This window comes from Brochothrix thermosphacta DSM 20171 = FSL F6-1036 (assembly GCF_036884295.1).
Taxonomy (GTDB): domain Bacteria; phylum Bacillota; class Bacilli; order Lactobacillales; family Listeriaceae; genus Brochothrix; species Brochothrix thermosphacta.
In genome coordinates, this window is the sequence record NZ_CP145608.1 from 2,291,327 (window position 1) to 2,316,123 (window position 24,797).

17 protein-coding genes, 1 pseudogene and 1 riboswitch are annotated in these 24,797 nt (G+C 36.5%); of the genes and pseudogenes, 3 read left to right on the top strand and 15 right to left on the bottom strand.

Annotated elements, in window-relative coordinates; genetic code table 11:
• Window positions 1–244: 244 nt before the first annotated feature.
• The 7 genes and pseudogenes from V6S17_RS11385 to V6S17_RS11415 all read right to left on the bottom strand — a co-directional run bounded on the left by V6S17_RS11385 (window position 245) and on the right by V6S17_RS11415 (window position 10,827).
• On the bottom strand, window positions 245–1,684 hold the full coding sequence (locus V6S17_RS11385) for a glycoside hydrolase family 1 protein (RefSeq protein WP_036027037.1): 1,440 nt from the start codon (window positions 1,682–1,684) through the stop codon (window positions 245–247).
• Entirely contained in the window at window positions 1,684–3,135 is a 1,452-nt protein-coding gene (locus V6S17_RS11390; RefSeq protein WP_029091126.1) for a 6-phospho-beta-glucosidase, read from the bottom strand. The genes V6S17_RS11385 and V6S17_RS11390 overlap by 1 nt, the downstream gene beginning before the upstream one ends.
• 90 nt (window positions 3,136–3,225) lie before the next feature.
• Window positions 3,226–4,620 (bottom strand): annotated as a pseudogene (locus tag V6S17_RS11395) (PTS transporter subunit EIIC); the annotation flags it as partial.
• A gap of 47 nt (window positions 4,621–4,667) precedes the next feature.
• The gene (locus V6S17_RS11400; RefSeq protein ID WP_029091125.1) at window positions 4,668–6,581 is read right to left on the bottom strand and encodes a beta-glucoside-specific PTS transporter subunit IIABC; all 1,914 of its coding nucleotides are present in this window, start codon (window positions 6,579–6,581) and stop codon (window positions 4,668–4,670) included.
• A 212-nt stretch (window positions 6,582–6,793) separates the two neighbouring features.
• Window positions 6,794–7,648, bottom strand: a complete 855-nt coding sequence (locus V6S17_RS11405; protein ID WP_029091124.1) for a PRD domain-containing protein — start codon at window positions 7,646–7,648, stop codon at window positions 6,794–6,796.
• Between the two features lie 345 nt (window positions 7,649–7,993).
• Window positions 7,994–9,289 (bottom strand): nucleobase:cation symporter-2 family protein, encoded by a 1,296-nt coding sequence (locus tag V6S17_RS11410; protein ID WP_029091123.1) that lies wholly within the window; start codon window positions 9,287–9,289, stop codon window positions 7,994–7,996.
• Window positions 9,290–9,392: 103 nt separating this feature from the next.
• Window positions 9,393–9,494, bottom strand: a riboswitch (purine riboswitch).
• A gap of 283 nt (window positions 9,495–9,777) precedes the next feature.
• Window positions 9,778–10,827 carry a 2,3-butanediol dehydrogenase gene (locus tag V6S17_RS11415; protein ID WP_029091122.1) on the bottom strand — a complete coding sequence of 350 codons (1,050 nt, stop codon included), beginning with the start codon at window positions 10,825–10,827 and terminating at the stop codon, window positions 9,778–9,780.
• Window positions 10,828–11,059: 232 nt separating this feature from the next.
• Here V6S17_RS11415 and V6S17_RS11420 point away from each other — a divergent pair, with 232 nt between their 5' ends.
• A complete protein-coding gene (locus tag V6S17_RS11420; RefSeq protein ID WP_029091121.1) occupies window positions 11,060–12,082 on the top strand; it encodes an asparaginase in 1,023 nt (340 codons plus the stop codon).
• Between the two features lie 62 nt (window positions 12,083–12,144).
• Here V6S17_RS11420 and V6S17_RS11425 read toward each other — a convergent pair whose 3' ends face one another.
• The 3 genes from V6S17_RS11425 to V6S17_RS11435 form a co-directional block, all read right to left on the bottom strand.
• Window positions 12,145–14,013: a beta-glucoside-specific PTS transporter subunit IIABC gene (locus tag V6S17_RS11425; RefSeq protein WP_029091120.1), complete on the bottom strand. Its 1,869-nt coding sequence runs from the start codon at window positions 14,011–14,013 to the stop codon at window positions 12,145–12,147.
• A gap of 202 nt (window positions 14,014–14,215) precedes the next feature.
• On the bottom strand, window positions 14,216–15,034 hold the full coding sequence (locus tag V6S17_RS11430; RefSeq protein ID WP_029091119.1) for a PRD domain-containing protein: 819 nt from the start codon (window positions 15,032–15,034) through the stop codon (window positions 14,216–14,218).
• A 931-nt stretch (window positions 15,035–15,965) separates the two neighbouring features.
• Complete coding sequence (locus V6S17_RS11435; protein ID WP_029091118.1) at window positions 15,966–16,307, bottom strand: zinc ribbon domain-containing protein YjdM; 342 nt, start codon at window positions 16,305–16,307, stop codon at window positions 15,966–15,968.
• 252 nt (window positions 16,308–16,559) lie between these two features.
• On the opposite strand from V6S17_RS11435, the gene V6S17_RS11440 reads away from it, so the two are divergent.
• Entirely contained in the window at window positions 16,560–17,405 is an 846-nt protein-coding gene (locus tag V6S17_RS11440) for a Cof-type HAD-IIB family hydrolase (protein WP_029091117.1), read from the top strand.
• A 30-nt stretch (window positions 17,406–17,435) separates the two neighbouring features.
• Window positions 17,436–17,852, top strand: coding sequence for a hypothetical protein (locus V6S17_RS11445; RefSeq protein ID WP_029091116.1), 417 nt, complete (start codon window positions 17,436–17,438; stop codon window positions 17,850–17,852).
• A 350-nt stretch (window positions 17,853–18,202) separates the two neighbouring features.
• Here V6S17_RS11445 and V6S17_RS11450 read toward each other — a convergent pair whose 3' ends face one another.
• The 5 genes from V6S17_RS11450 to V6S17_RS11470 all read right to left on the bottom strand — a co-directional run bounded on the left by V6S17_RS11450 (window position 18,203) and on the right by V6S17_RS11470 (window position 24,603).
• Complete coding sequence (locus V6S17_RS11450; protein WP_029091115.1) at window positions 18,203–19,021, bottom strand: response regulator transcription factor; 819 nt, start codon at window positions 19,019–19,021, stop codon at window positions 18,203–18,205.
• Complete coding sequence (locus tag V6S17_RS11455) at window positions 19,014–20,708, bottom strand: sensor histidine kinase (RefSeq protein ID WP_036027035.1); 1,695 nt, start codon at window positions 20,706–20,708, stop codon at window positions 19,014–19,016. The genes V6S17_RS11450 and V6S17_RS11455 overlap by 8 nt, the downstream gene beginning before the upstream one ends.
• Before the next feature lie 18 nt (window positions 20,709–20,726).
• Entirely contained in the window at window positions 20,727–22,382 is a 1,656-nt protein-coding gene (locus V6S17_RS11460) for an ABC transporter permease (RefSeq protein ID WP_029091113.1), read from the bottom strand.
• Window positions 22,372–23,484 carry an ABC transporter ATP-binding protein gene (locus tag V6S17_RS11465; RefSeq protein WP_029091112.1) on the bottom strand — a complete coding sequence of 371 codons (1,113 nt, stop codon included), beginning with the start codon at window positions 23,482–23,484 and terminating at the stop codon, window positions 22,372–22,374. Before V6S17_RS11465 ends, V6S17_RS11460 begins: the two co-directional genes overlap by 11 nt.
• Window positions 23,485–23,568: 84 nt before the next feature.
• Window positions 23,569–24,603 carry an extracellular solute-binding protein gene (locus tag V6S17_RS11470; RefSeq protein ID WP_029091111.1) on the bottom strand — a complete coding sequence of 345 codons (1,035 nt, stop codon included), beginning with the start codon at window positions 24,601–24,603 and terminating at the stop codon, window positions 23,569–23,571.
• Window positions 24,604–24,797: the final 194 nt, after the last annotated feature.

The following is a 24,797-nucleotide window of genomic DNA, read 5'->3' on the forward strand; positions in this document are numbered from 1 at the left end:
CCTTTAATAATCACAATTAAAAGGAAATCACTAAATAATAACACGAAATAACCATTCCAAAGTTTTTTTTTGCTTTGAAAGGTGAAAAAACGAAACTTATCATAAATTGTTTTTATTTTTCACAAAAGGACTACAAAAAAGGACTGCATTAACTAAAAACAGGACATTTTCCACTTTTTGAGGCAAAAAAGAGAGATTCCTTGGATAGGAACCTCCCTTTTATTAATTTATGATGGTTTTATATTCACTTTTGAATAGCTACACCATTTGTACTAATCACATTTTTATACCATTCAAATGAATCTTTACGCGAACGTTCTAATGTCCCTTTACCTTCGTCATCAAGATCAACATAGATAAAGCCATAACGTTTAGCCATTTCACCTGTCGATGCACTAACAAGGTCAATACAACCCCATGCTGTATAGGCCATTAAATCAACACCATCAATAGTAACAGCTTTTTCCATTTCACTGATATGTTTGCGTAAATAGTCGATGCGGTAATCATCGTGAATACTGCCGTCTTCTTCAACTTTATCCACTGCTCCTAGACCATTTTCAGAGATATAAAGCGGCACTCCATAACGACCATATAAATCATTCAACGCAATTCTTAAGCCAACTGGATCGATTTCCCAGCCCCATTCACTTGCTTCTAAATAAGGATTTTTAGTGCCGCCAAAGAAGTTTCCTTCTGATTCTTCTTTCTCAGCTGTTTTCAATGCATGTGTTGTTGACATGTAGTAACTAAAAGATAGATAATCCATCGTGTTTTCTTTAATGACTTCTAAATCCCCTGGTTGAACGTCTAACACAACATTATTTTTTGTAAAGAAGCTGTGTGCATAAGTTGGGTATTCGCCGCGTACTTGTACATCGTTACAGAAGTAGTTAAACATGCGGTTTTCTTCCATTGTTTCTGCCACTGTCACTGGGTTTGAATCGTAAGCATACATCGTTGCATAGATACTCATACAACCCATCTTGATGTTGGGATTCAATTCACGGGCAATCTTAACTGCTTTTGCACTGGCAACAAATTGATTATGCAATGCTTGGAAATTATTATTAAGGCTCTCGTTACGCATCCCTAATGTGAAGAATGATCCTAAAACACCTGTGTTAATTTCATTAAATGTCATCCAATACGTTACTTTAGAGGCATAACGTTCGAGAATTGTGCGGGCATATTTTTCAAATAAACTGATTAATTCGCGGTTTTTCCAACCACCATAACTTTTCACAAGGTTTAAAGGTGTTTCATAATGTGAGATCGTAATGGTTGGTTCAATATTGTATTTTAAAAGCTCATCAATGACATTTTCATAATGTTTCAATCCCGCTTCATTTGGTTGTGCATCATCACCATTTGGGAAAATACGTGCCCATGAAATAGACATACGGAATGTTTTAAAGCCCATTTCAGCAAACAGTGCAATATCTTCTTTGTAACGATGATAAAAATCAATGCCCAAGTGGTTTGGGTATGTGTATTTTTCTAAATCAATTTCTAATGGGTAACTATCGTCACGCAATAATTTCATGCGTTGTTTCCCACCTGGAGACACATCAGCAATCGTTAAACCTTTACCATCTTCATTATACGCACCTTCAAATTGATTCGCAGCTGTAGCGCCACCCCATAAAAAACCATCTTTAAAACCTTTTTTCATTTCAAACATTACGCATCCTCCTCTGTTGTTTTATATACTTTTGCGCCATTTGTTGCAATCACATCTTTATACCAATGGAACGATGCTTTTTTAGAACGTGCTAACGTTCCTACACCGTCATTATCGCGATCAACATAGATGAAGCCATAACGTTTTTTCATCTCGCCAGAACCAGCACTCACCAGGTCAATACACCCCCATGGTGTGTAGCCCCAACACTCAACGCCATCTTTAATGGCCTCTCCCATTTCACGCACATGTGCTTCTAAATAATCGATACGGTAATCATCATTAATTTCACCAGTTTCTGTCGGTGTATCCACTGCTCCTAAACCATTTTCAACGACGAACAATGGCTTTTGATAACGATCGTACACCTCATTCATTGTTGTGCGCAGCCCCAGTGGATCAATTTGCCAACCCCATTCGCTTGCTTTCAAATAAGGATTTTTCAACGTCGCAAACACATTTCCTTCCGTTTCTTTATTTACTGCTGGATCCGCACTTGTTAAGCGAGACGAGTAGTAACTAAAAGATACAAAATCTACCGGATGCGCTTTCAACACTTCTAAATCTCCTACTTTAATATCTAAGACAATGTTATTATCTTCAAAGAAGCGTTTTGAATAGCTTGGGTATTCACCGCGCGATTGTACATCAATAAAGAAGTTGTTCTCACGATTTTTTTCAACGGCTTGCCATACATCTTCTGGCGCGCACGTGTTTGGATATGTTTGTCCAGCAGCTAGCATACATCCAATTTTAAAATCAGGATTAATTTCATGCGCTAATTTCGTTACTTTTGCTGATGCTACCAATTGATGATGTGCTGCTTGATAAGTCAATTGTTTCGGATTATCTGCACCACTGACATCAACACCCCCGCCGAAAAATGGCAAGTGTAAAATCATGTTAATTTCATTAAATGTTAACCAGTACTTCACTTTATCTTTATAACGTTTAAAAATAACTTCCGAGTAGTTGACATAAAAAGCAACGAGACATCGATCTGCCCAACCATTGTATTTTTTCATCAGTTCTACAGGTGTATCAAAATGATTGATTGTTACCAATGGTTCCATTCCCAAACGCACACATTCGGCAAACAAATCATCATAAAAAGCTAAGCCTGCTTCATTTGGTTCAGATTCGTCACCGTTCGGGAAAATACGTGGCCAACTAATCGAAGTTCGAAATGTTTTAAAACCCATTTCTGCCATAAGCGCTAAATCTTCTTTATAATGTGTATAAAAATCAATCGAGTCGTGACTTGGATAAAAATCATAATTACCTTCAAATGCCAATTTCGGATCAGCTAATGCTTCCCAACGCCCATGTGCCGCATCTGGTAATAAATCTACAAGCGAGAGACCTTTACCGTCTTTTTGATAGGCACCTTCACATTGATTGGCAGCTACTGCGCCGCCCCATAAAAAACCTTTTTGAAATGGTGTTGTCATAATTTTTCCTCCTCTGATGTTTTTTAAACGTTTAAACGACATTGATTATTTTGTTGCTTTTAAGGATTTGTCTCCTTGTCTTTTATCTAACACGATTGTTAAAACAAACGCAAGGATAAAGGCAACAGCGATAGCTATAAAAATACCATAGAACGTACTATCTATCCCTGTTTTCGGATTAATCATACTTGGAATTCCAAAAATCCCTAATCCTCCTACAATATAACCTTTAGTGCCCATTAAACCTAATACCGCTCCACCAGCCGCTCCTGCGATACAGCTTGCAATAAACGGTTTTTTACGTGGTAGGGTAATCCCATAAATTGCGGGCTCTGTTACACCAAAAATACCTGAAATAAAGGCCGAAATTCCTAAACCTTTTGTTTTTTTGTCTTTTGTTCGAACTACTACTGCTAAAACAGCACCAATTTGTGCGAATGATGCAGCAAATGTTAATGTTAAAATCGGATCATAACCCAGTGTTGCAATATTTAATATCGCAATCGGCACAAGTCCCCAATGTAAACCAAAAATGACAAGTACTTGCCATAAACCACCGATGATTAATCCAGCAAGTATCGGGCTGAACTGATACACTGCTAAACTTCCCGCGCCTAAAGCTGTTCCTAACCATGTTGAAATGGGTCCAATGACTAAGAAGGTAATCGGGATAACAACCAGCGCCGAACAAAATGGCACGAGGAATGTTTTAACAACATCTGGAATAATTTTTTTGAAGAATGGTTCCACTTTAGATGCAAACCAAACAGCCAGAATAATTGGAATAACTGATGATGAATAACTCATCATTACGACGGGTATTCCTAAAAAGGTAACATAGATAGGTGATTCGAAAATTGTTCCACCAAACAGCGTATATAACGGTTCAGCGCCTGCACCTGCCATCGCCATCGGACTCAAACCAACGATTGATGGATAAACAAGTGTTGCTCCTATCACCATCGCAAGAAACGGATTAACATTAAATTTCTTGCTGGCTGTATACCCTAACATAATAGGTAAGAAGTAGAAGAAGGAATCACCGAGCGCTTGCAAAACAACATAGGTTCCTGAAGTTTCTGCAAGCCAACCAAAGGTGAGAAACAGTGCCAATAGCCCTTTAATCATCCCGGTTGCTGCCAACAAACCTAAAGCTGGGGCAAAAATACCAGAAATTAAATCGATGAAACGATCAAGCAATGATCCTTTGTTGTCATCTGGTACTTGTTCTTGTCCATCAAGGCCTGTTTGTTGCATTAACTCTTGGTACACATCAGCCACATGATTACCAATGACAACTTGATATTGTCCTCCACTTTGTACAACCGTCACAATGCCATCTGCTTCTTTTAAAAAGTCAGTGTTCGCTTTCTTTTCATCTTTCAATTTGAACCTTAATCGGGTGGTACAGTGAACAACACTGTTAATATTATCTTTCGTTCCCACATTTTCGACAATCATCGCTACTAATTTTGTGTACTTCATATCTAAACCCCCATATTCATTTTATTGTGGCTCAAAAGCTTAATTACCTATTTTAATTCAAGTACTGCATCACCCACAGCAACATTCCCCTCTGCAATAGCTTTCACAGTGTTGTATTCACTCGTATTGGTTACAATCATCGGTGTAATCACTTCATAACCCGCCGCTTTAATTTGCTCAATTTCAAACGTCACAAGCAGCGTACCTTTTGTAACCATCAACCCTTTTTCAACGTGTGTTTCAAAGAATTGACCATCTAATTGCACTGTATCCATACCGATGTGCATTAATACTTCAGCGCCTGCATTTGTTTTCATCCCAACAGCATGACCTGTAGGGAATACAAGCGTCACTTCACCATCTGTTGGGGCATATAACTTACCTTCAGTCGGTAAGATAGCTACACCGTTCCCCATCGCTCCTGAGGCAAATACTTCATCACTAATACCACTTAACTCTTGTAAACTACCTGTTAGTGGACTAACCAGTGTTTCTTCTGTCAAATCAACTGTTTTGATAATGTCTTCTACCACTGGTTCTGCAAAAACTTCATTTTTATGTGATTTATCCATTAACAACGTTATCAATAAACCTAGAAGAAGTGCGACCACGATTGCAACCAAGTTACCGTAAAAACCGGTATCGATTCCTTTGGGTGAAATTTTACTTGGGATTGCGAAAATCCCTAATCCACCAACCATATAAGATTTTGTCCCTGCAAAGCCCATAATAGCGCCACCGACACCTGATGCAATACAGCTGGCAATGAATGGTTTTTTACGTGGTAATGTAATCCCATAAATCGCAGGTTCCGTTACACCGAAGATACCTGAAATGAATGCTGATATTCCCAAACCTTTTGTTTTTGGATCTTTTGTACGCAGTGTTACTGCCAACACTGCACCGATTTGTGCAAATGATGCAGCGCCTGTTAATACTAAAACAGGTTCAAATCCTAGTGTGCTGATATTTAATAAACCGATTGGGACAAGTCCCCAATGTAAACCGAAGACAACTAAAACTTGCCAAACGGCACCTAAAATGAAGCCTGCTAAGATGGGATTAAACGTGTATACTGCTAAACTTCCCGCTCCAATTGCAGTTCCTAACCATGTTGAAATCGGTCCAATTACAAGGAATGTCACTGGCACGACAACAAGTGCTGCACAGAATGGCACTAAAAATGTTTTAACGACATCTGGCATAATTTTTTTGAAGAAAGGTTCTACTTTTGAAGTTAACCAAACCGCTAAAATAATCGGAATAACTGATGATGTATAGTTCATCATGATCAGCGGAATACCTAAGAATGTAAGATAAACTGGTGATTCAAAAATGGTGCCACTAAATAGTGTATATAATGGTGTCGCATCTGACCCCATCATCGTTAAAGGGTTCAAAGCAGCAATCGTTGGATAAACGAGTGTCGCCCCTATGACCATGGCCAAGAATGGATTAACTTTGAATTTTTTACTCGATGTGTAAGCTAACATGATTGGTAAGAAGTAGAAGAACGAATCTCCCAACGCATTTAAAATGATATACGTCCCTGACTTATCACTGAGCCAACCAAATGTGGTGAAAATTGCTAAGAAACCTTTAATCATACCTGTTGATGCTAATAAACCTAACGTCGGTGCGAAAATACCAGAGATTAAATCTATTGCCTTATCTAAAACGGAACCCCCTTTTTCCTCAACACCGCCTTCTTCGGATAAACCTGTTTGCTTAACAATTTCGGCATACACGTCAGATACATGGTTACCAATCACCACTTGATACTGACCGCCACTTTGAACGACCGTGACAATACCATCCGCTTTTTTAAGAAACTCTGTATCTGCTTTTTTTTCATCTTTCAGTTTAAAACGTAAACGTGTTGTACAATGAACCACACTATTCACATTCTCTTTTCCGCCTATTTTTTCGATAATCATCGAGACGAGCTGTTCGTATTTCATAAAAATTCCTCCAATATTAAATTTAGTTTCTATTAGGTTGTTGTTGCGTGTTATTAAAGTGGCGTATTATTATAGCAAGTGGATTTAACAGGTATTTTTTTCTGAATCTCTTTAATTTTATGAACAAAAAAATGATCCAAAAAACACCAAAGTATGGTTGTTTTCCGGATCATGCCTAATTGAATAGTCACACGCCACTCTTTTTATGCTATTTATAATTCTTGTTTATTTGTTACACGCCAGATATGCAGGCAAAGGTATAATTTTTCATCTTGTGTTAACTGCCAGCCTTCCGTTTTTTCTAAATAGACTGCAATTTTCCCCACTGTTTTATAGGCTTCAGCATACTTGATGCGCATCATTTCGAGTAAACCAGAGTCTAGCGGCTCTATCAGTACACTTTCATTATCCAAGTGCCTCAACACAAAATACCGTAAGTGAGAAATAAAACGATCATAATGAAACGACTCTTCATTGAGAATAATTTGATACTTCATTTGAATAATTTCGAGAATATTATGAATTAATTTAGACATTTTCATCGTTTCTTCCAATTTACCTTCACTCGATTGCGCATTTACAAAATGATACGTTAAGAAAACATCTTCGCCTCTCGGTAAATCAATCGCAAAATTTTTCGTTAAAATTTTGATTGCTACTTTTGCGGCTTCGTATTCTTTAGGAAATAATTTTTTAACTTCCCAACGAATTGTACTATTAGTCATTTCTATTCCTTTTGTTGCACGTTCTATCACAAAACTAATGTGATCTGCCAAAATTAAATAATTATAGTTCTCAAACTTGATGTTCAGGCTGTGTTCTACTTTCCGTGTAATTTCTGATGCTGTTTCAACTATTTTTGAATCCATTTTCAACAATGAAATGACACCTTCATCCATCAAAGCGCTGCGTGATTCAGCCACAAAACGCCGCTCAATTTTAGATTTGTCAATCGCATCATTCACCTTCTTATTAAAACCAATACCATTTCCGATAACAATCCATTCTGTTAAGTCCACATCTTTAACAAGTACCGCATTGTTATTAAAGCTCCGGATGACCTTCATCAACGTCCCTCCCGTAAACTAAAAATTACCTGTTAAAATACAATGCTCTATCACCTCAATCGTAATAAAAAACACTCTATTTCAACAGGTAATGCCTGACTTATCAGTAACACCCTCTTGTATAAGACTAATAGTACATCAGGCTGAAAGCGCTGTCAAGACTATTTTTGAAAAAGTGTGTGTTTCACTAGTCGAAATTCACAAAATGTGAATATCTTTTGACTATTCTAATAAAAAAACATTTTCTTGCTATTGTAAAAACCAATAATCCTATAGACAAAAGAAAACAGCCATTACTGACTGTTTAGTTGTATTTATCTTCTCAAATTCGAACATAACTATTAGTTACGAGTTAACGGAGTTCACTTTATGCTCTTTTGTTTTTGGTCGCATGTTGAAAACAATGTTCAGTATAATTGCACATACACTTCCTGCAACAATGCCGTTGCTAGTAAAGAGTTGTACAAATTTAGGCAATACCGCGAATAACTCGGGTACTGTTGTTACGCCTAATCCTAGACCAACGGAACAAGCAATGATTAACAAGTTTTCTTGTGAAGCGAAATCAACACTGCCTAACATTTTAATACCTTGTGCGACAACCATTCCAAACATCGCTACCATTGCCCCACCTAAAACTGGTGTGGGAATGGTTGTTGTAATAGCTCCAATTTTAGGAATTAAACCTAAGATTACTAAAAACGAAGCGGCTACATAAATAACATTTTTCGTTTTCACTCCTGATAACTGGACTAAACCGACGTTTTGCGAATATGCTGTGTAAGGGAATGTATTAAAAATCCCACCTAATATAATGGCTAAACCTTCTGAACGATAGCCGCGTGATAAATCTTTGGTCGTTAGCTTTTGTTTTGTGATATCACTGAGTGCGAAATAAACACCGGTTGACTCCACCATGCTGACTAATGAAATAATTATCATCGTCAATATCGCTGATAAATTGAATGTGGGCGCTCCAAAAAAGAACGGTGTTGGCACATGTACCCAAGCCGCTTCAGAAACGGATTGAAATGAAATACCGCGGTAGAAATAAGCAAACAAGCTCCCTGCTAAAATCCCTACTAATACAGCAATTGATCGTAGAAAACCTGAACCAAAACGATACGTTAGAATAATAACAATCAGCGTTCCAAATCCTAAACTCAGATTAAAAATAGATCCAAAATCTTTACTGCCTTGTCCACCAGCAAGGTTATTGATTGCTACTGGAATGAGTGTTAAGCCAATAACTGTAACAACGGATCCCGTAACAACCGGAGGAAAGAAACGGACAACTTTAGAAAAAACGGGGGCGATTAATAATACAAATAATCCTGAAACAATAATAGCACCATAGATAGCACCTATTCCGATATCCTGTCCAATTAATACAATCGGGGCAATCGCTTGTACTGCACATCCCAAAACAACGGGTAAGCCGATTCCCATAAAACGTCCCACGCGTAATTGCAAGAAGGTTGCAATCCCACACATGAAAATATCAATCGATACTAAATAAGTCGTTTGCATCACTGTAAAATTCAATTGATTTGCAATTAGCAAAGGTACAATCACAGCACCTGCATACATCGCGAGTACGTGCTGAAAACCCAATGCCACTATCTTCCCTTTTCCAAACATTTACTTAAAATCTCCTCTCGAATTCCACAAAAATTATACAAAAAACCACTTCTCAAATGAGAAGCAGCTAAAAAACATCAAAAGAGTCGACTCTTTTAAATATTTTGGCTAAAATCTCACTCATAGTCCAACTATTTACGGCAGTTGGGTAGAAACGCGTCATCCATATTATGACTATTATATAAGTGTTTTTATCTGGTTGATAAGAAACAACCAACTGAAGGGTTCTTATCTTGTATTTCACTAATTTTAGCGGTTTTTCAAGTAAAGGTCAATAGTTTATTTGGTTTTTAGAGAATATTTTGTCTTATATTAGACAGAATGTTCGGTTTTATGTCTATTTCAACTTGATGATAGATACTATCGTTCCCTTTTCAAAAAAACAATCTTCCTACTGACGAAAAAGCTCGCAGTAAAAAGATTGTTATTAGGAGTGCTTTCTATTTCAAAAATAGGCTAACCCTTATCATTAAAATAGTTATAAGCGCTTATTTTTCGCCGCTTAACTCAACCAAAATTTTAGCTTGTGTTTTATCAGTTGTTAATGCTTCAAATCCTTTAGCAACAATATCATCTAAGACGATTTTAGAAGTTACAATTCCTTGAGGTTTTAGTTGGCCTGTCCCCATCAAATCAACTGTTTGTTGGAAAGTTGTTGGTGTATAAGCTATTGTTGATGTTAACTTAACACCTGTATTTGTAAGATGAATCGGGTTCCATTCAATTGGACGCGCAAAAATTGAGACGATAACCACGGTTCCACGAGCACGCGTTGCATCAATCGATGCTTTGAAGGTTGGTGCAACACCAGCGACTTCAAACGTTACGTCAACTCCACCAGGAACGATATCGCGCACCGCCTTAACACCATCAACTTCACCAGAGTTAACGGCATGCGTTGCACCTAACTCCAATGCTTTTTCTAAACGATTTGCTGAGAGATCAAGCACGATGATTTTACTTGCTCCTGCAGCTTTTGCAGCAATAATCGTTAATAAACCAATTGGACCTGCACCAAAAACAGCCACTGTATCGCCAAATAACATTTCACTTTCTTTCACGGCTTGTACAGCAACAGCCATTGGTTCCACAAGTGCACCATCTTGAAGTGACAGTGATTCTGGTAATTTATACACTTGTTTTTCAGGAGCGTTTGCAAACTTCGTAAAACCACCGTCTCCATGTAATCCGATGAAACTAAAACCATCGTATGTATCTAATGCTTCTGGTAAGTTGCCGTGTGTTAATGTTGGATTAATCGCTACACGATCCCCTACTTTATATTTTGTTACTTCACTACCGATTTCTTCAATCACACCAGCGAATTCATGCCCCATAATTAACGGTGCCACTTCTCCTGTTAACTCGTCTTCCTTGTCAACTGGAATAAATACTGGTCCTTCTTGATATTCATGTAAATCACTTCCACAAATCCCTGCCCAAGCGACACGTACTTTCACTTCATCAGCTTTCATTGGTTTTAAATCCCTGTCTTCAATACGCAAATCTTTTTCTCCATACCATACAGCTGCTTTCATTAATAAAAACCCCCTATTTTAATTAACTAAGAAGCAACGCACAAATGCAAGCGCTTCCTCTTTGTAATTATAGTATAAACCTCATAACTTTTATTGTCTACACTTTATATCTTTTTAGTTATATGTTTATCTTTTTTCAATTTCTTATTTTTAACCGTCTAAATTTCTTACTTGTAGCAAGGCATTCCATTCGTTAAAATAGAGACAGTTACATCATTAACGGAGGTTACTTATGAAAATACTTGTTTTAGCAACTGGCGGGACCATTGCGTCTGTTGAGACAGACAATGGCTTGCTTCCTGGTCTGAATGTTGAAGAATTACGTCGCTACTTTACTGAACAAAATAAGCAATATAGTCAATCAGAACTTGATTTTGACTTTCATCTTTTAATGAACAAAGACAGTACAAATATCAGCCCTCATGATTGGGTAACGATTGCTCAGGCGGTCGAAACACACTATAACGACTACGATGCTTTTATTATTACGCATGGTACGGATACTTTAGGTTATACCGCCGCCGCATTATCCTATATGTTACAGGGATTTGATAAAGCTGTCGTGCTGACTGGCTCTCAAATACCCCTCAGCTTCCATAAAACAGATGCTAAACGGAATGTTCGTGATGCTCTTACTTATTGTTTAGAAGGCCAACCAGGTGTGTTTGTTGTCTTTGATGGCAAAGTGATTCAAGGCACTCGAGCAGTTAAGATTAGAACCAAAAGTTATGATGCTTTCGAAAGTATCAATCATCCCTATATCGCTAAAATCATTGATGGCCATGTGGAAATGTGTGCATCTCCTGCCCAAAAAACAGAACGATTACAATTTGAAACACAATTGTGTTCAGATATCTTTCTGCTCAAGTTATTCCCTGGGCTTAAAGCATCGTTTTTTGACGCAATTGCTGACAATTACAAAGGTATTATTATCGAAAGTTTTGGTAATGGCGGCTTACCCTTTGAAGATGAAAATATCCTCGATCGTGTCGGTAACTTAACAAAGCGCGGTATCTCGGTTGTTATGACCACTCAATGTCTTGAAGAAGGCGAAAATCTTCTATTATATGAAGTTGGACAAAAAGTGGCTCAATACCCCATTATTCTATCGGGTGATATGAATACGGAAGCAATTGTCCCTAAATTAATGTGGGCGCTCGGACAAACGACGGATCCAACAGAAGTAAAAACATTATTTGAAACACCTATCGGTGGCGATTTATCTGCTGATTGGGATATGCAAATAACACCATAAAAAAACGCCCGTCGGGTTCTCCTCTATATTGAGGAAGTACCTGACGAGCGTTTTTAGTTTATTTATTTTACTGTAACTATTTCTTCGTTCATTTTCACTTGACCATTTTCTTTAGCGTATGTGAAATCTGTATAATCAGCTGTATTTGTTACGATAACCATTGTAGTGGTATCATACCCTTTTTCTTTAATACCTGCGATATCAAATGACCCTAGAACGTCGCCACGTTTAACCGTTGCACCCGTTTCTGTTGTCATTGTGAAACATTCACCATTCAATTCAACAGTATTAATACCGATATGAATGAGAACCTCTAAACCTGTCGTTGATTTAATACCGATGGCATGTTGTGTTCCATAAAGAATAACAATTTCACCATCGACAGGTGCTGTTACAACACCTTCTGTTGGTACAACCGCAAAACCTTTACCCATAATTTCTGCACTAAATACTGGATCATTCACATCTTTAAGTGGAATTAACTCACCTGTTAACGGGCTGGTAATTGTACTATCTGAAACGTTTGCTACGGGTACAACGTTTTCAGGCGTTGTCACTGCAGGTACTGGTTCTGCTTTTTTCGGTTTTGGAAGTCCAAAGAAAAGCGCACCGATAAATGCAATCACAATTGTAATCGCTGAAGCGACAAGCAATGCAGCAAAGTTAGAATCTTTCCCAATAAATAACGGGTAGAATAATGGGTTTAAGATTGGTGTAAAAGCAAAGATTTTAACTTCAAAGAAGCTAACAATCCCACCACCTACGGCAGCTGCAATTAAACCTATAATAAACGGACGTTTATATTTCAAGTTAACCCCGTATAATGCGGGTTCTGTAATCCCAAAGAAACCAGGGATTAACGCTGATACTGCGATGCTACGATCGTTACCTTTAAGACGCGCTACCATACCGGCAACTGCAGCTACTTGACCGTAAACTGCCATAAACATAACTGGTAAGATCGTATCGTATCCTTGAGTGTTCACATTGATCATTGCAATCGGCAAAATTGCCCAGTGCATACCAAAGACAACTAATAGTTGGAAAACACCCCCGAGAACAGCACCAGCAATCATTGGGCTTAAGCCATATGCTGATGAATAACCTTTAGAAATCATCTCACCCACAAACGTTCCTAGTGGTCCGATGAAAAGGAAAGCTAATGAACCCGCAACAATTAATGTTGCAAATGGTACAAGTACAATTTGTGCTGCTTTAGGAATCCAACGTTTAAAGAAACGTTCAACATAAGCAGTAACCCAAATCGCTAAGATTGTTGGTACAACGGCACCACCATATTTATCAAAGTAAATTGTATAACCAAAAGGTGCAAACGTTAATTCACCTAACGCATCAGTTAACGGGAAAACCATTGCCGCGGCAATTGCTAATGCGATAAAACGGTTGGTCTTAAATGCATCTGCAGCTGTGACAGCAATAAACAAAGGTAAGAACTTGAAAATACCTGTTGATAGTGCTGTAAGCATAACGTAAGTTAATGATTTATCAGAGATAACACCGTACATTTCTAACGTCATGACTAATGCCATAATAATACCTGCACCTGTCAATACACCGATATATGGTGTAAAGAACGACGCGATGACAGCTAATAAACCACTTAATGATTTTTTAGAAGGCGTATCCGACTCATTACTATCTTTCGCTTCTTTATTGTTAACATTGAAGTTGGCTTCGATTGAGCTGAACACATCATTGACTTCTGCCCCAATAACCACTTGATATTGTCCGCCTGCTTGAACGACTGACATTACCTTATCAATATCTTGTAATACTTCTTTATTAGCCTTTGACTCGTCTTTCAATACAAAACGTAGTCGTGTTGCACAATGTACAACTGATTTAACATTTTGTTCACCACCGACATTGTCGATGATTTTGGTAGCAATACCTTTGTATTTATCTGCCATTTTTTATACCCTCCTATTATGTTATCAAATAGAAAATCACCTTTTTCAGAGCAAAAAAAATAACCAAAGCTACCCGACATTATATCGAGTAAAACTTTGGTTATGCCTGATCGAATCAGTAACAGTCCATTTATATATGAAATCAGTTCCATCTGTAACCGATTTCTTTACTACGTTAGTATAACTGAATTCAAATATAATATCAATTCACATTTCGATGAATATGTATCATTAGATAAAATTTTTCATCAATATTCAAATTCCAACCATACATTTCGTTTAAATAGTGCTCAATTTTATTGACACACTGATATTCTGAAACATAACGTTCTTTAAAAAGCTGATACATTTCGCTTTCTTTTTCAGAAGAATCTTCACCGCTCAAGTGTCGAATAACAAAATATTTGAGATGGGTGATAAAACGCTGATACATAAATGATTCTTCATCAAACTCAACATTATAATGGTATTTTACAATATTCAACACATTTGTCAAAATCAGCATAACTGAAGTAGTTTCATGAAAATTCGATCGACCAATTTCATCATTGATAAAGTGCATTGCGATTGAACTCGCTTCATCTTTGGGAATAATAAGACCGGTCTGTTTCTCAATGTAGCGAATGGCTTCTAATCCAATTTCATAATGTAGCGGGAAAAAATGTTTTATTTCCCAATTCAAGGGGTTTGTTATTTCCATCTTTTGTTCTAAGCGCTCTATTGCAAACGATATATGATCTGCTAAAGTTAAGAACACTGACATGTTCAATTGTTTACTGAGTATACGTTCACCGATATTTACTACAGCATGTGTGTATTCAATTACCTCTGGTGAAAAACTTTGCAGTAAATCAATTGTTGTATCTTGTGGTACCTTATAAATTTTTTCTATTTTTGTCGAATCTTCTAATTGATAAGGTGTTTTTGGAAAGCCGATGCCCTTACCTGCAACAATAACCTCTTGCCCTGTATCATTGAGTGCCATCGCAAAATTATTGTTTATTTTTTTGATAATCTTCATTGCATCAGTACCACCTTTCTGACTATTTGAAGGAATTATCTTTTCACTTCATTTTTAACCATATGAAGTTAATTTTATACATCCACTTTTTTTTTGTCAATTTTTTATTACGCGTGACAAAACGAAACAGGTTACAACGCTATACCTGTCTCATTATTATTTTCCCACAAAAAAAGAGAATACTAAAGGGGATTAGTATTCTCTAGGGAATAAGGGATATTTTTTAAAGGGATAATTATTATAGGGAAATAATTATATTCTAAGTATACTATATTTTTTGTTATATATTATTCCAAAAAAGGTAATCTAGGGCGCACTTTTTGAAAAAAAAAAAAAAACGTGCTGCACTATTTTATTTCAACGAGTGCATGAACACTTTATATGCTTATTTATCTCGGCTCTATAATTTATGCTGTTGATGATTCTTAGTGAAAAATAGCAATAAAATTAAATCGCATAAAAAATTTATAAGCGATGAATTAAAATTATCAGCAACCTCCCCTAACTGAAATACGACTTCCAAAATCAGATGAATCGATAGAATAGTAACTATTAGAAAGATATTAAAAAATGGAGTAGTACTCTCAAGATATAAAAAAATGGATTGGTACTCGCTTTCGCTCCGTCCCATACTGGCCTTGTATGCTCATGTCTTCGCAACAATGTCAGCACCCATACTGTTCTCGTAAGCGAATAAATTCGCTACGAGAACAGTAAAAAAGAGAGAATGGCTAAAGGGGATTAGCATTCTCTCAGAAATAAGGGATATTTTTTAAGGGATAATTATTATAGGGAAATAATTATATACTAAGTATACTATATTTTTTCGCGTCCGTATTTTCAATAATAGTCTTTTAAGAAGCAATTTTTGAAAATATTTAATGATCAGCTACTAAAATAACATCCCTTATAAAATCCTATTAAATTATCGTTAGTTTTTCTTAACGAACTCTGATTTTAACTTCATTGGTCCAAAACCATCAATTTTACAATCAATGTTATGGTCCCCCTCAACGAGACGGATACTTTTAACTTTAGTTCCTAATTTCAAATCAGATTGAGCACCCTTAACTTTAAGATTTTTAATAACAGTCACCGAATCTCCATCAGCTAGTAGGTTGCCATTCACATCTTTTACAACCAAGCCTTCTTCAGTTGTTTCAGTTGTCGTTTCATTGTTCCATTCAAACGCACATTCAGGACAAACGAAATTGCCACGATCTTCATAAGTATATTCTGATTGGCACTCAGGACAGTTTGGTAAATTACTCATTGTAGCCTCCTAATTAGTTCATTTTATTTAACACTTACTATCTATTATACCTAATAGCTCAATAAATTCAAATCCACTTTTATGATTATTCACTAGTTAAACAGCTGTAATAGCTTATTTGTTTGACTTACTCCAAAATCTGTCACATTTTCCCTATAAAACAATCATGACCTTACATTATAATAACAAGGTCGTGTATAATGAAAGCGTGAACATTTTATGCAGAATCTACGCTTTAAAGGAGTGCAAACAATGGAAAATAAACTCATATTTATGGATGTTGATGGTACCTTATGCAACCCCTCAGGTATTGTACCTGACTCTGCCAAAACGGCAATTAAAACAGCTCGCTCTAACGGTCACAAGATATTTCTTTGTACCGGGCGCTCTAAACCTGAAATCATTGATGAAATTCTAGCAGTTGGTTTTGATGGTGTCATTGGTGCTGGTGGTGGTTATATCGAAATTAAAAACACTGTTTTAGAGCATAAACTGATGCCAGAAAAAGATGTCCGAGATATCATCGATTATTTTGAAAAGCATACTATCGGTTATTATATTGAGTCTAATAGCGGTCTCTTTGGTAGCGCTAATTGTCTTTCCTCAATCATCTCTCAAATCTCAAATGGTGCGATAGAAGGTAGTGTTGAATACGAACAAGCAATCGCTGAATTTGATTGGTTCAAGAAAATACTAGATGATAATGCAGGCAAAGCCATTGATTACGGTTTTGTTAATAAGATCTCTTTTATTAGTAACGGTCATCCGTATGACGCAGTTGCTTCTAAATTTGGCGATACTTTCCAAATGCATCGGACAACAGTGGCACAGTTTGGCCCTCAAAGTGGCGAAGTGTCCATTAAAGATGTCAATAAAGCCACTGCTATTGCAACAGTTTTAGATGAATTAGACATTGATATTAAGCATACCCTTGGTTATGGTGATGGGAATAATGATATCGATATGTTCAATGCGGTTGCACATGGTGTCGCAATGGAAAATGCCACGCCCTCTTTAAAAGCACTTTCACATGAAATTACCCCAACAGCAGATGATCATGGAATTGCTCTCAGTTTCAAAAAAAACGGCTTCATTTAAAGAAGACCTCTAAAAAGGAGTTTTTGTATCATGCCAACGTTCAAACAACTTAATGCACAAAAAGCTGCACTTGCGCTTTCACCAAAATTTCAGTTTAGTACAGTAACTGCTGATTCTATTTCAGAAGATGCCGGTGTTTATTTTATCGCCCGTCCCACAATTAGCAAGTATGGTGAAAAACATGAACAAATCCTTTATATTGGGCAAAGTAATAATTTACGGCATCATCTTTATGTCGAGCAATTTATTGGTCACACTGATACTGCCCGTTTGAAAAAAAGACTCATTGCCGATTATGATTATCCCGAAATAATGACCTTTGAACACGCCCAAAAGTTTTTAACCGACAACTGTTATTTTAAATATCACCTCGTTGAAACACCACGTGACCGCTCATTTTTAGAACATGGATTAAAATTTTCCTTATCACCCATGTACTTAGAGTGAAAGCACCTTCACCTACTTTCAAACATGTAAAGTGCGAGAAAATAAATAAAAGCAAAAACAAACGTTTAACTACAAAGAAATTGGAGAAAATAAAACTTTGATTCTTTTTATCACAATGTTATTTTTGAAATTTCACTGTAGTTGTTTGGCTTTTACTGGAGAAAAAATAAAAGTGAAAAAAGACGGTCAGAACTAAAGAGATTGGAGAAAATAAAAGGCGTGAACTATCTATTAAATCGTCACTAGATAAAAAAACAAAAACACGGTACATTCACTGACCATGTTTTTGCGCGTTGTGAAATTATTATAAAGATACATTCGGCTATTTTGTTCAACTATATTAGTTTTATCTAACATTCTTTAGTGACCTTCGATTTGTTATTATTTTTAGCATATTGCATAAACTCGCTAGGCAGTATATGTGTGTATTTTTTAAAGATATCAATAAAGTAGCGATAATTGCTGAATCCGACATCCAATGCAATTGTACTGATTTTATCTTCACCTTTTTCTAATAATAAGATTGCCTGTGAAATACGATACCGATTGAGATAATCATTAAAAGTGTAGCCCGTAATTGCCTTGAATTTTTGATTAAGATACGTTTTACTTCTTCCCAGTTCATCAGCAATATCTTGCACGCTGATTTTTTCATCATAACGCTCTTCAATCAAAGCTAATAATGCTCTGATACTTTTTGATGGCTGTACGGCTGCCTCTGTCTGTTTAAAGACAAATAATTCACGTTCACTTACTTCATGAATCTTTTCTTTAAACGTTTGATATTGACGTTTTAGCAATAGAGATTCCTTACAACGGTGGAGTGCCTGTATTAATTCCTCATGATCTAATGGTTTTAAAAGATAGTCTGTCACACCATACTTAATCGCTTGCTTAGCCTTTTCAAAATCGTTGTAACCTGAAATAATAATCGTCGCAAACACTTGTTTTTCTATTTGGCAACGTTGTAATACTTCAAGACCATTCAACAATGGCATGTTGATATCCAATAAAACGATATCTGGTGCCAATGTCTTTATTTGACTAACTGCCATTTCACCATCACTCGCTTCACCAACAATACGACAGTCTATTTTAGCCCAATTAATACTCATTTTAACACCTTCGCGCATAATATCTTCGTCTTCAATCAGCAACACTTTATACATGCTTTTCACCCTTTGCGATTGGCAATACGAGTCGAACACTAGTCCCTTCACCTAATTGGGATTGTATCGTTAATCCATAGTTTTCACCGTGAAGTAAGACTATTTTACGATGGGTATTATACACTCCGATTCGATCGCCATTATTTAGTGGTTCATGTAACGTTTCAGTGATTTCACGTAGCTTTTCAGGTGCAATCCCATGGCCATTATCGACAACAAGTAAATGTAATTCCTCACCTACTTGCTCAACCGTAATCGTAATCATCAATTGAAGTTGCTTTTCATAACCGTATTTTATAGCATTTTCAACTAACGGTTGTAATAATAGTTTTGGAATTTCAATATCATGCAAATCGTCTGGAAGATTTACTTTATAGTGTAAACGATCATTATAGCGGTAGGCGTGTAATTTCAAATAATCTGCGATGTAATCCATATCTTTTTTCAATGTCGCATGCTGTTCACCTTGATTAATACTATATCGTAAAATGCGTGACAAAGTCAGAATAATACGCTGCGCTTTTTCTTCATCTACTCTCATAGTATAACGAATCGTTTCAAGCATGTTAAAAAGAAAATGGGGATTGAATTGACTTTGAAGAAATCTAATTTCATCTCGTTGCAAAATATATGTGAGTTCCTGGTTGCGTAATAACAATAAATCAAGGCTTTTCAACATCTCGTTGTAACGATGCGCTAACTTTTCAAATTCATCACCTGTAGGTATTTCTACATAATTATTCAATTCACCACTTTTCAAATGATCCAGCGCATTCATCATTGTATTGAGCGCCATCGAGTGTTGGACTGACATTCTTCTAGATAAATAATGGAGCAAAATAAATAGTACGCCACTTGAAATTGTGGTAAACAGTACATAAAAAATAAATAACTCCTGATAATTAGGGCTAGCAATTAAGGAATACACCCGAAGCGGATAGGCCATCGCAACTTGTTCATTCATATAATAGGCTTTATTTCCCAGTTGAACGCGTTGTCCGTGTTCTCGTTTATACGTGAATTTCCCCATTAAACCTTTGACACTATTACTGTTTGAGACAATCACACGATCATATTTATCTGTTACAACTAACACATCCGCTTTGTTGCCAAAAAACATGCGTTGAAAATCCTCATCTTTCAATCGTACAACGAGATAACCAATAATTTCACCTTGATCTTTTACTGCTTGTGAAAGTAATAACACGGTCTTTTTATTGTGTGCTAAATTTTTTGTTTCCGCTTCAATTATCAATTGATCAGAGCGAGACCATCGCTTCAGTCGATAACTAGATATATCTAAGGACGTGCTATCTTCTAACATGGCTGAAGATAAACCTTGTCCTTGAGAATCAACTAATTGAAAAACACTTTGAACTTGTTGTTGGCTATTGAACGCATAAAAAGCGGCAAAAACCTTGTTGCTGTGCTGCTTATATTTCAGATAATTGATAACTGCTTGATTTTTAGCTAATTCATCAAACCCAGTTTCATAATTCCGGAGCACTTTACTAATATCTGCTACTGTTGTTTCACCCACTTTTTCAGCATCATGACTTACTTTCCAAGCAGAGAAGCTAAAAAGTCCAATGCCAAAAACAATAAACAAAAAGATAATCGGGATCAGTGTATATTTTAAAAATAGTACACGTGTCTGTTCTTTAAAATTACGTACCTTTTTCGACATCACTGATTCCCCTTTAAATTACATTGATATCTCTTTTTTACCAGTTAACTTGAAGAAAATCAATAGCGAAATTACTGTAATGGCTGTCAATATCGTTGATAACGCTGCAGCTGTACCATAGTTTCCTCGAATAACTTCTGTATAAATAGCGACTGACATCGTACGCGTACCGGATGTATACAAAATAATCGTCGTGCTCAATTCTGTAATAATAGTCACCCAACTTAAAATTGCCCCGGAAATAACACCTGGAAGCATCATTGGAAACGTAACTTTAAAGAATGTTTTGAGATTTGAAGCTCCTAAACTGGTTGCAGCTTCTTCAATACTAGGGCTAATTTGATGTACAATTGCTGCACTCGACCTTATGGTATAAGGCAAGCGTCGAATCACAAATGAGATAATTAAAATCATCGCTGTCCCGCTTAATAATAGTGGTGGTTTATTAAACGTTAGTAACAAGGCGATACCCATTACCGACCCCGGTACAATATAAGGAATCATTGAAACCACATCGAGTGAGTTTGTTAAAACATTGCGTCGTCTCACTGTTACATAAGCGATTAGTACAGCAATTAAAATAACAAAAATAATCGCAACAACGGCTAATGAGAATGTATTTTTAATTGCATCACCCGAACGATCCAGTGCGAGTTTAAAGCTATCTAACGAGTAACCTTTTACAAATATACGGCCTGACGTTTTAAGGAATGCTGTATAAATGACTGTTAGTTGCGGGGCAATTGCTGCAATAATAAAACCGTAAATATAAACATGAGCTAAAATGCTTTTCCAACCGGTTACTTTCTTGGCTTCAATTGGATGCAGAGCACTCATCGAGAATGATTTTCTATTTGTAATGTACTTCTGAATTAAGAATATTGTGATAGCAAAGATGATAACAATGATACTAATGGCCGCTGCAAACCCATCATCGCCACCCATTTCACTGATAAATTCATTGAAGATCAACACAGGGATTGTACGGTATCCCTCACCAATTAACATCGGTGTCCCAAAATCTGCCAATGCGCGCATAAATACCAACAAGGCTCCTGCTAATAAGGTTGGTAATATCAATGGGAAAATTATTTTCCACATTTTACGTAATCCTGTACATCCCATACTTTCTGCGGCTTCGATAATTGAATTGTCGATACTCTTTAACGCGCCCATTAAATACATATACACCAAAGGCACAAGTTGTAATGTTAATACCAAGACAATACCGACAAAACCATAGATATCCGGCGTCTGAATGCCAAATACATTGGATAAAAACTTAGTAACCGCACCGTTACGACCCAACAGTAAAATCCAAGAATACGCACCGATAAACGGTGGTGCCATTGAAGATACTAAAATCAAAATTTGAAGATAGACCTTCCCTTTAATCTTGATTGTTGTCATTAAGTAAGCTAATGGCGTTGCTAAAATAACGGATAATAATGTGACAGAAACAGTCACTTTAACACTATTGAATAATGCATCATAATAATAATTAGCTCCAAAAAACTTTGAAAAATAAGCCAGTGAAAAACCACCACTTGTCCCATCGGAAAAACCAGCCTTAAGCAATGTAAACAACGGGAACACAAGCATCACAAAGTAAAGTAATAAAATACCAATCGTTACATAAGTCCAGATATCTTTCTTCCTGCCTTTATTGAACATTGTTCACCACCCCTTTTGTGATACTTAATTCTGATTCGTATTCAAATACGTTAATCTTATCTATTTTTATTTTCAGTCCCACCCAAGTACCTGGTTCAATGATTTGACCAATTGTAGATTCTTGAATGATTTCAACCTGCTCACCATCAACAAGTTGCACATTATAGTGCGTGTTAAGTCCTAAGAACATATTATTAAGAACTTGTCCGCGAATCCCCTCATTATTTTCAGCAATAATAAACTCTTCGGGTCGGATTGAAATTTTAACCGTTCGTGTCTCATAATTAGTTGTGTCTAAGCTATTTAAAACCACACGATGGTTATCATCAAATACTAACGTTGCAATCTCACCATTGAATTGCAGCTCACGTTCAATAATATTTGTACGCCCTATAAAATTAGCAACAAAGACATTGGCAGGACGATGATAAATGTTTTGTGGCGTTCCAACATGTTGAATTTTACCTAAATTCATGACAGCAATTCTATCTGACACGGCCATTGCTTCCTCTTGATCGTGTGTCACATAAAGCGTTGTAATCCCTACTTCTTTTTGAATGTCTCGGATTGCATTACGCATATCCACACGTAATTTCGCGTCTAAATTAGAAAGTGGTTCATCCATTAAAAGCACACTGGGTTCAATAACAATTGCGCGTGCAAGCGCAATACGTTGTTGTTGTCCACCCGAAAGGTTTTCCGGTAACCGGTCTTTAAATTGGGAAATTTGCACGACATCCATCATTGTAGCTACTTTCTTTTCGATGTCGGCTTTTGACAGCTTTATTTTACGATTTTCTAAACCGAAAGTGATGTTTTTCTTCACTGTTAAATGTGGGAAAATAGCATAGTTTTGAAATACCATCCCGATATTACGATCTTGTGGTGAACTCGCGTTAATGGCTTTCTTATTAAAACATATTTCACCACCTTCAATACTATTAAAGCCCGCTACCATGCGTAGTAAAGTTGTTTTGCCACACCCTGACGGTCCTAGTAAGGTGAAAAATTCTGATGGTTGTACTCGTAATGACAGTGCCGGAATAACCGTATTGTCTCCATACTTTTTGATTACTTTTTCAAATGTGATTTCAGTGCTCATTTTTAGCAACTCCTTTAGGACTGTTTGATTGATATAAAACGGCCCATTACCCCCCATGTTATCCGAAAGTAACAGACCCTTGTGTTATTGCTTTTTAGTGAATAATTCTGTATATTCTTTCACGATTTTATCCTTGTTTTTTTGAACATAATCTTCATCTTCTTCAAGTGTTTTAATATCTTTCATCGGTGTCATATGGTCACCTAATTTTGCATCTTTACGAAGAGGACGATTGGTTAAATCATTCCCAAAGACATCTTGTGCCTCTTTTGAAGTCATAAAATCAACAAATTTTTCTGCGTTCTCTTTGTGTTTAGCATTTTTAATAATACCTAATGAGGCATCTAAATAAACGGAACCTTCTTTAGGATAAACAACTTTCACGGGCGCACCATCACGCACATAACTTGCTGATGGATCTTCATATGTTAACCCCACAGCAAACTCCCCATCAGCCACTCCTTTATGAACTGCTCCCGATCCATTAGCAACTTTACCATCAAGATTTCCAATTAATTTACCCACATAATCCCAACCTTTTTGTGAGTTATAATCACCGCCAACTGCTAATAACATGTTTGTTAACTGTGCAAAAGCTGAACTTGAGCTTGCTGGATCTGCTGCCGCAATTTTACCTTTTAATTTAGGGTTTAATAAATCTTCATAACTTTCGACCTTAATATCGCCGATTAAGTCAGTATTAACAAGGATATTACTACCATCTGTAATATAAGGTGTAAGTACGCCATCAATATTTTGATGACCCGTTAACATTTCTTTATCATTCTTAGACGTGTATTTTTCAAACAAGTCTTCATTTGTTAGTTTCGACTTATTCAAACCGCCAAACATCACATCTGCATAGGGTTTATCTTTTTCAGATGAAATACGTTTTAAAAGTTCTCCCGTTCCTGCAGATACCAATTCGACTTTAATCCCTGTTTCATCCTCAAACATCGGAATTAACGTGTTCACGATATTTTCACTGTTAGGCGAATAAACAACCAATGTATTATCTTTTTTGGAATCCTTATTTTTTGCTGAATCACCATTTCCACATGCTGCTAATAGTGTGACGAGTACTAATGAAAGAACCACTACACTTGCGATTTTCTTCATTTTAAAGCCCCCTTATATTTTATTAAACCAAGCATATCACAGGTTAAAGCGCTTACAATGCTAAAATAGAACACTTTTGTCTAAAATAGAACAACTTATATTCTTTTTTATTTTTCTGTTTAAGATACTCATAAGCCCCAAGCCATTGACAATTAGCACCATCGATGGTATTATTCACTTATAGTTTAACGCGG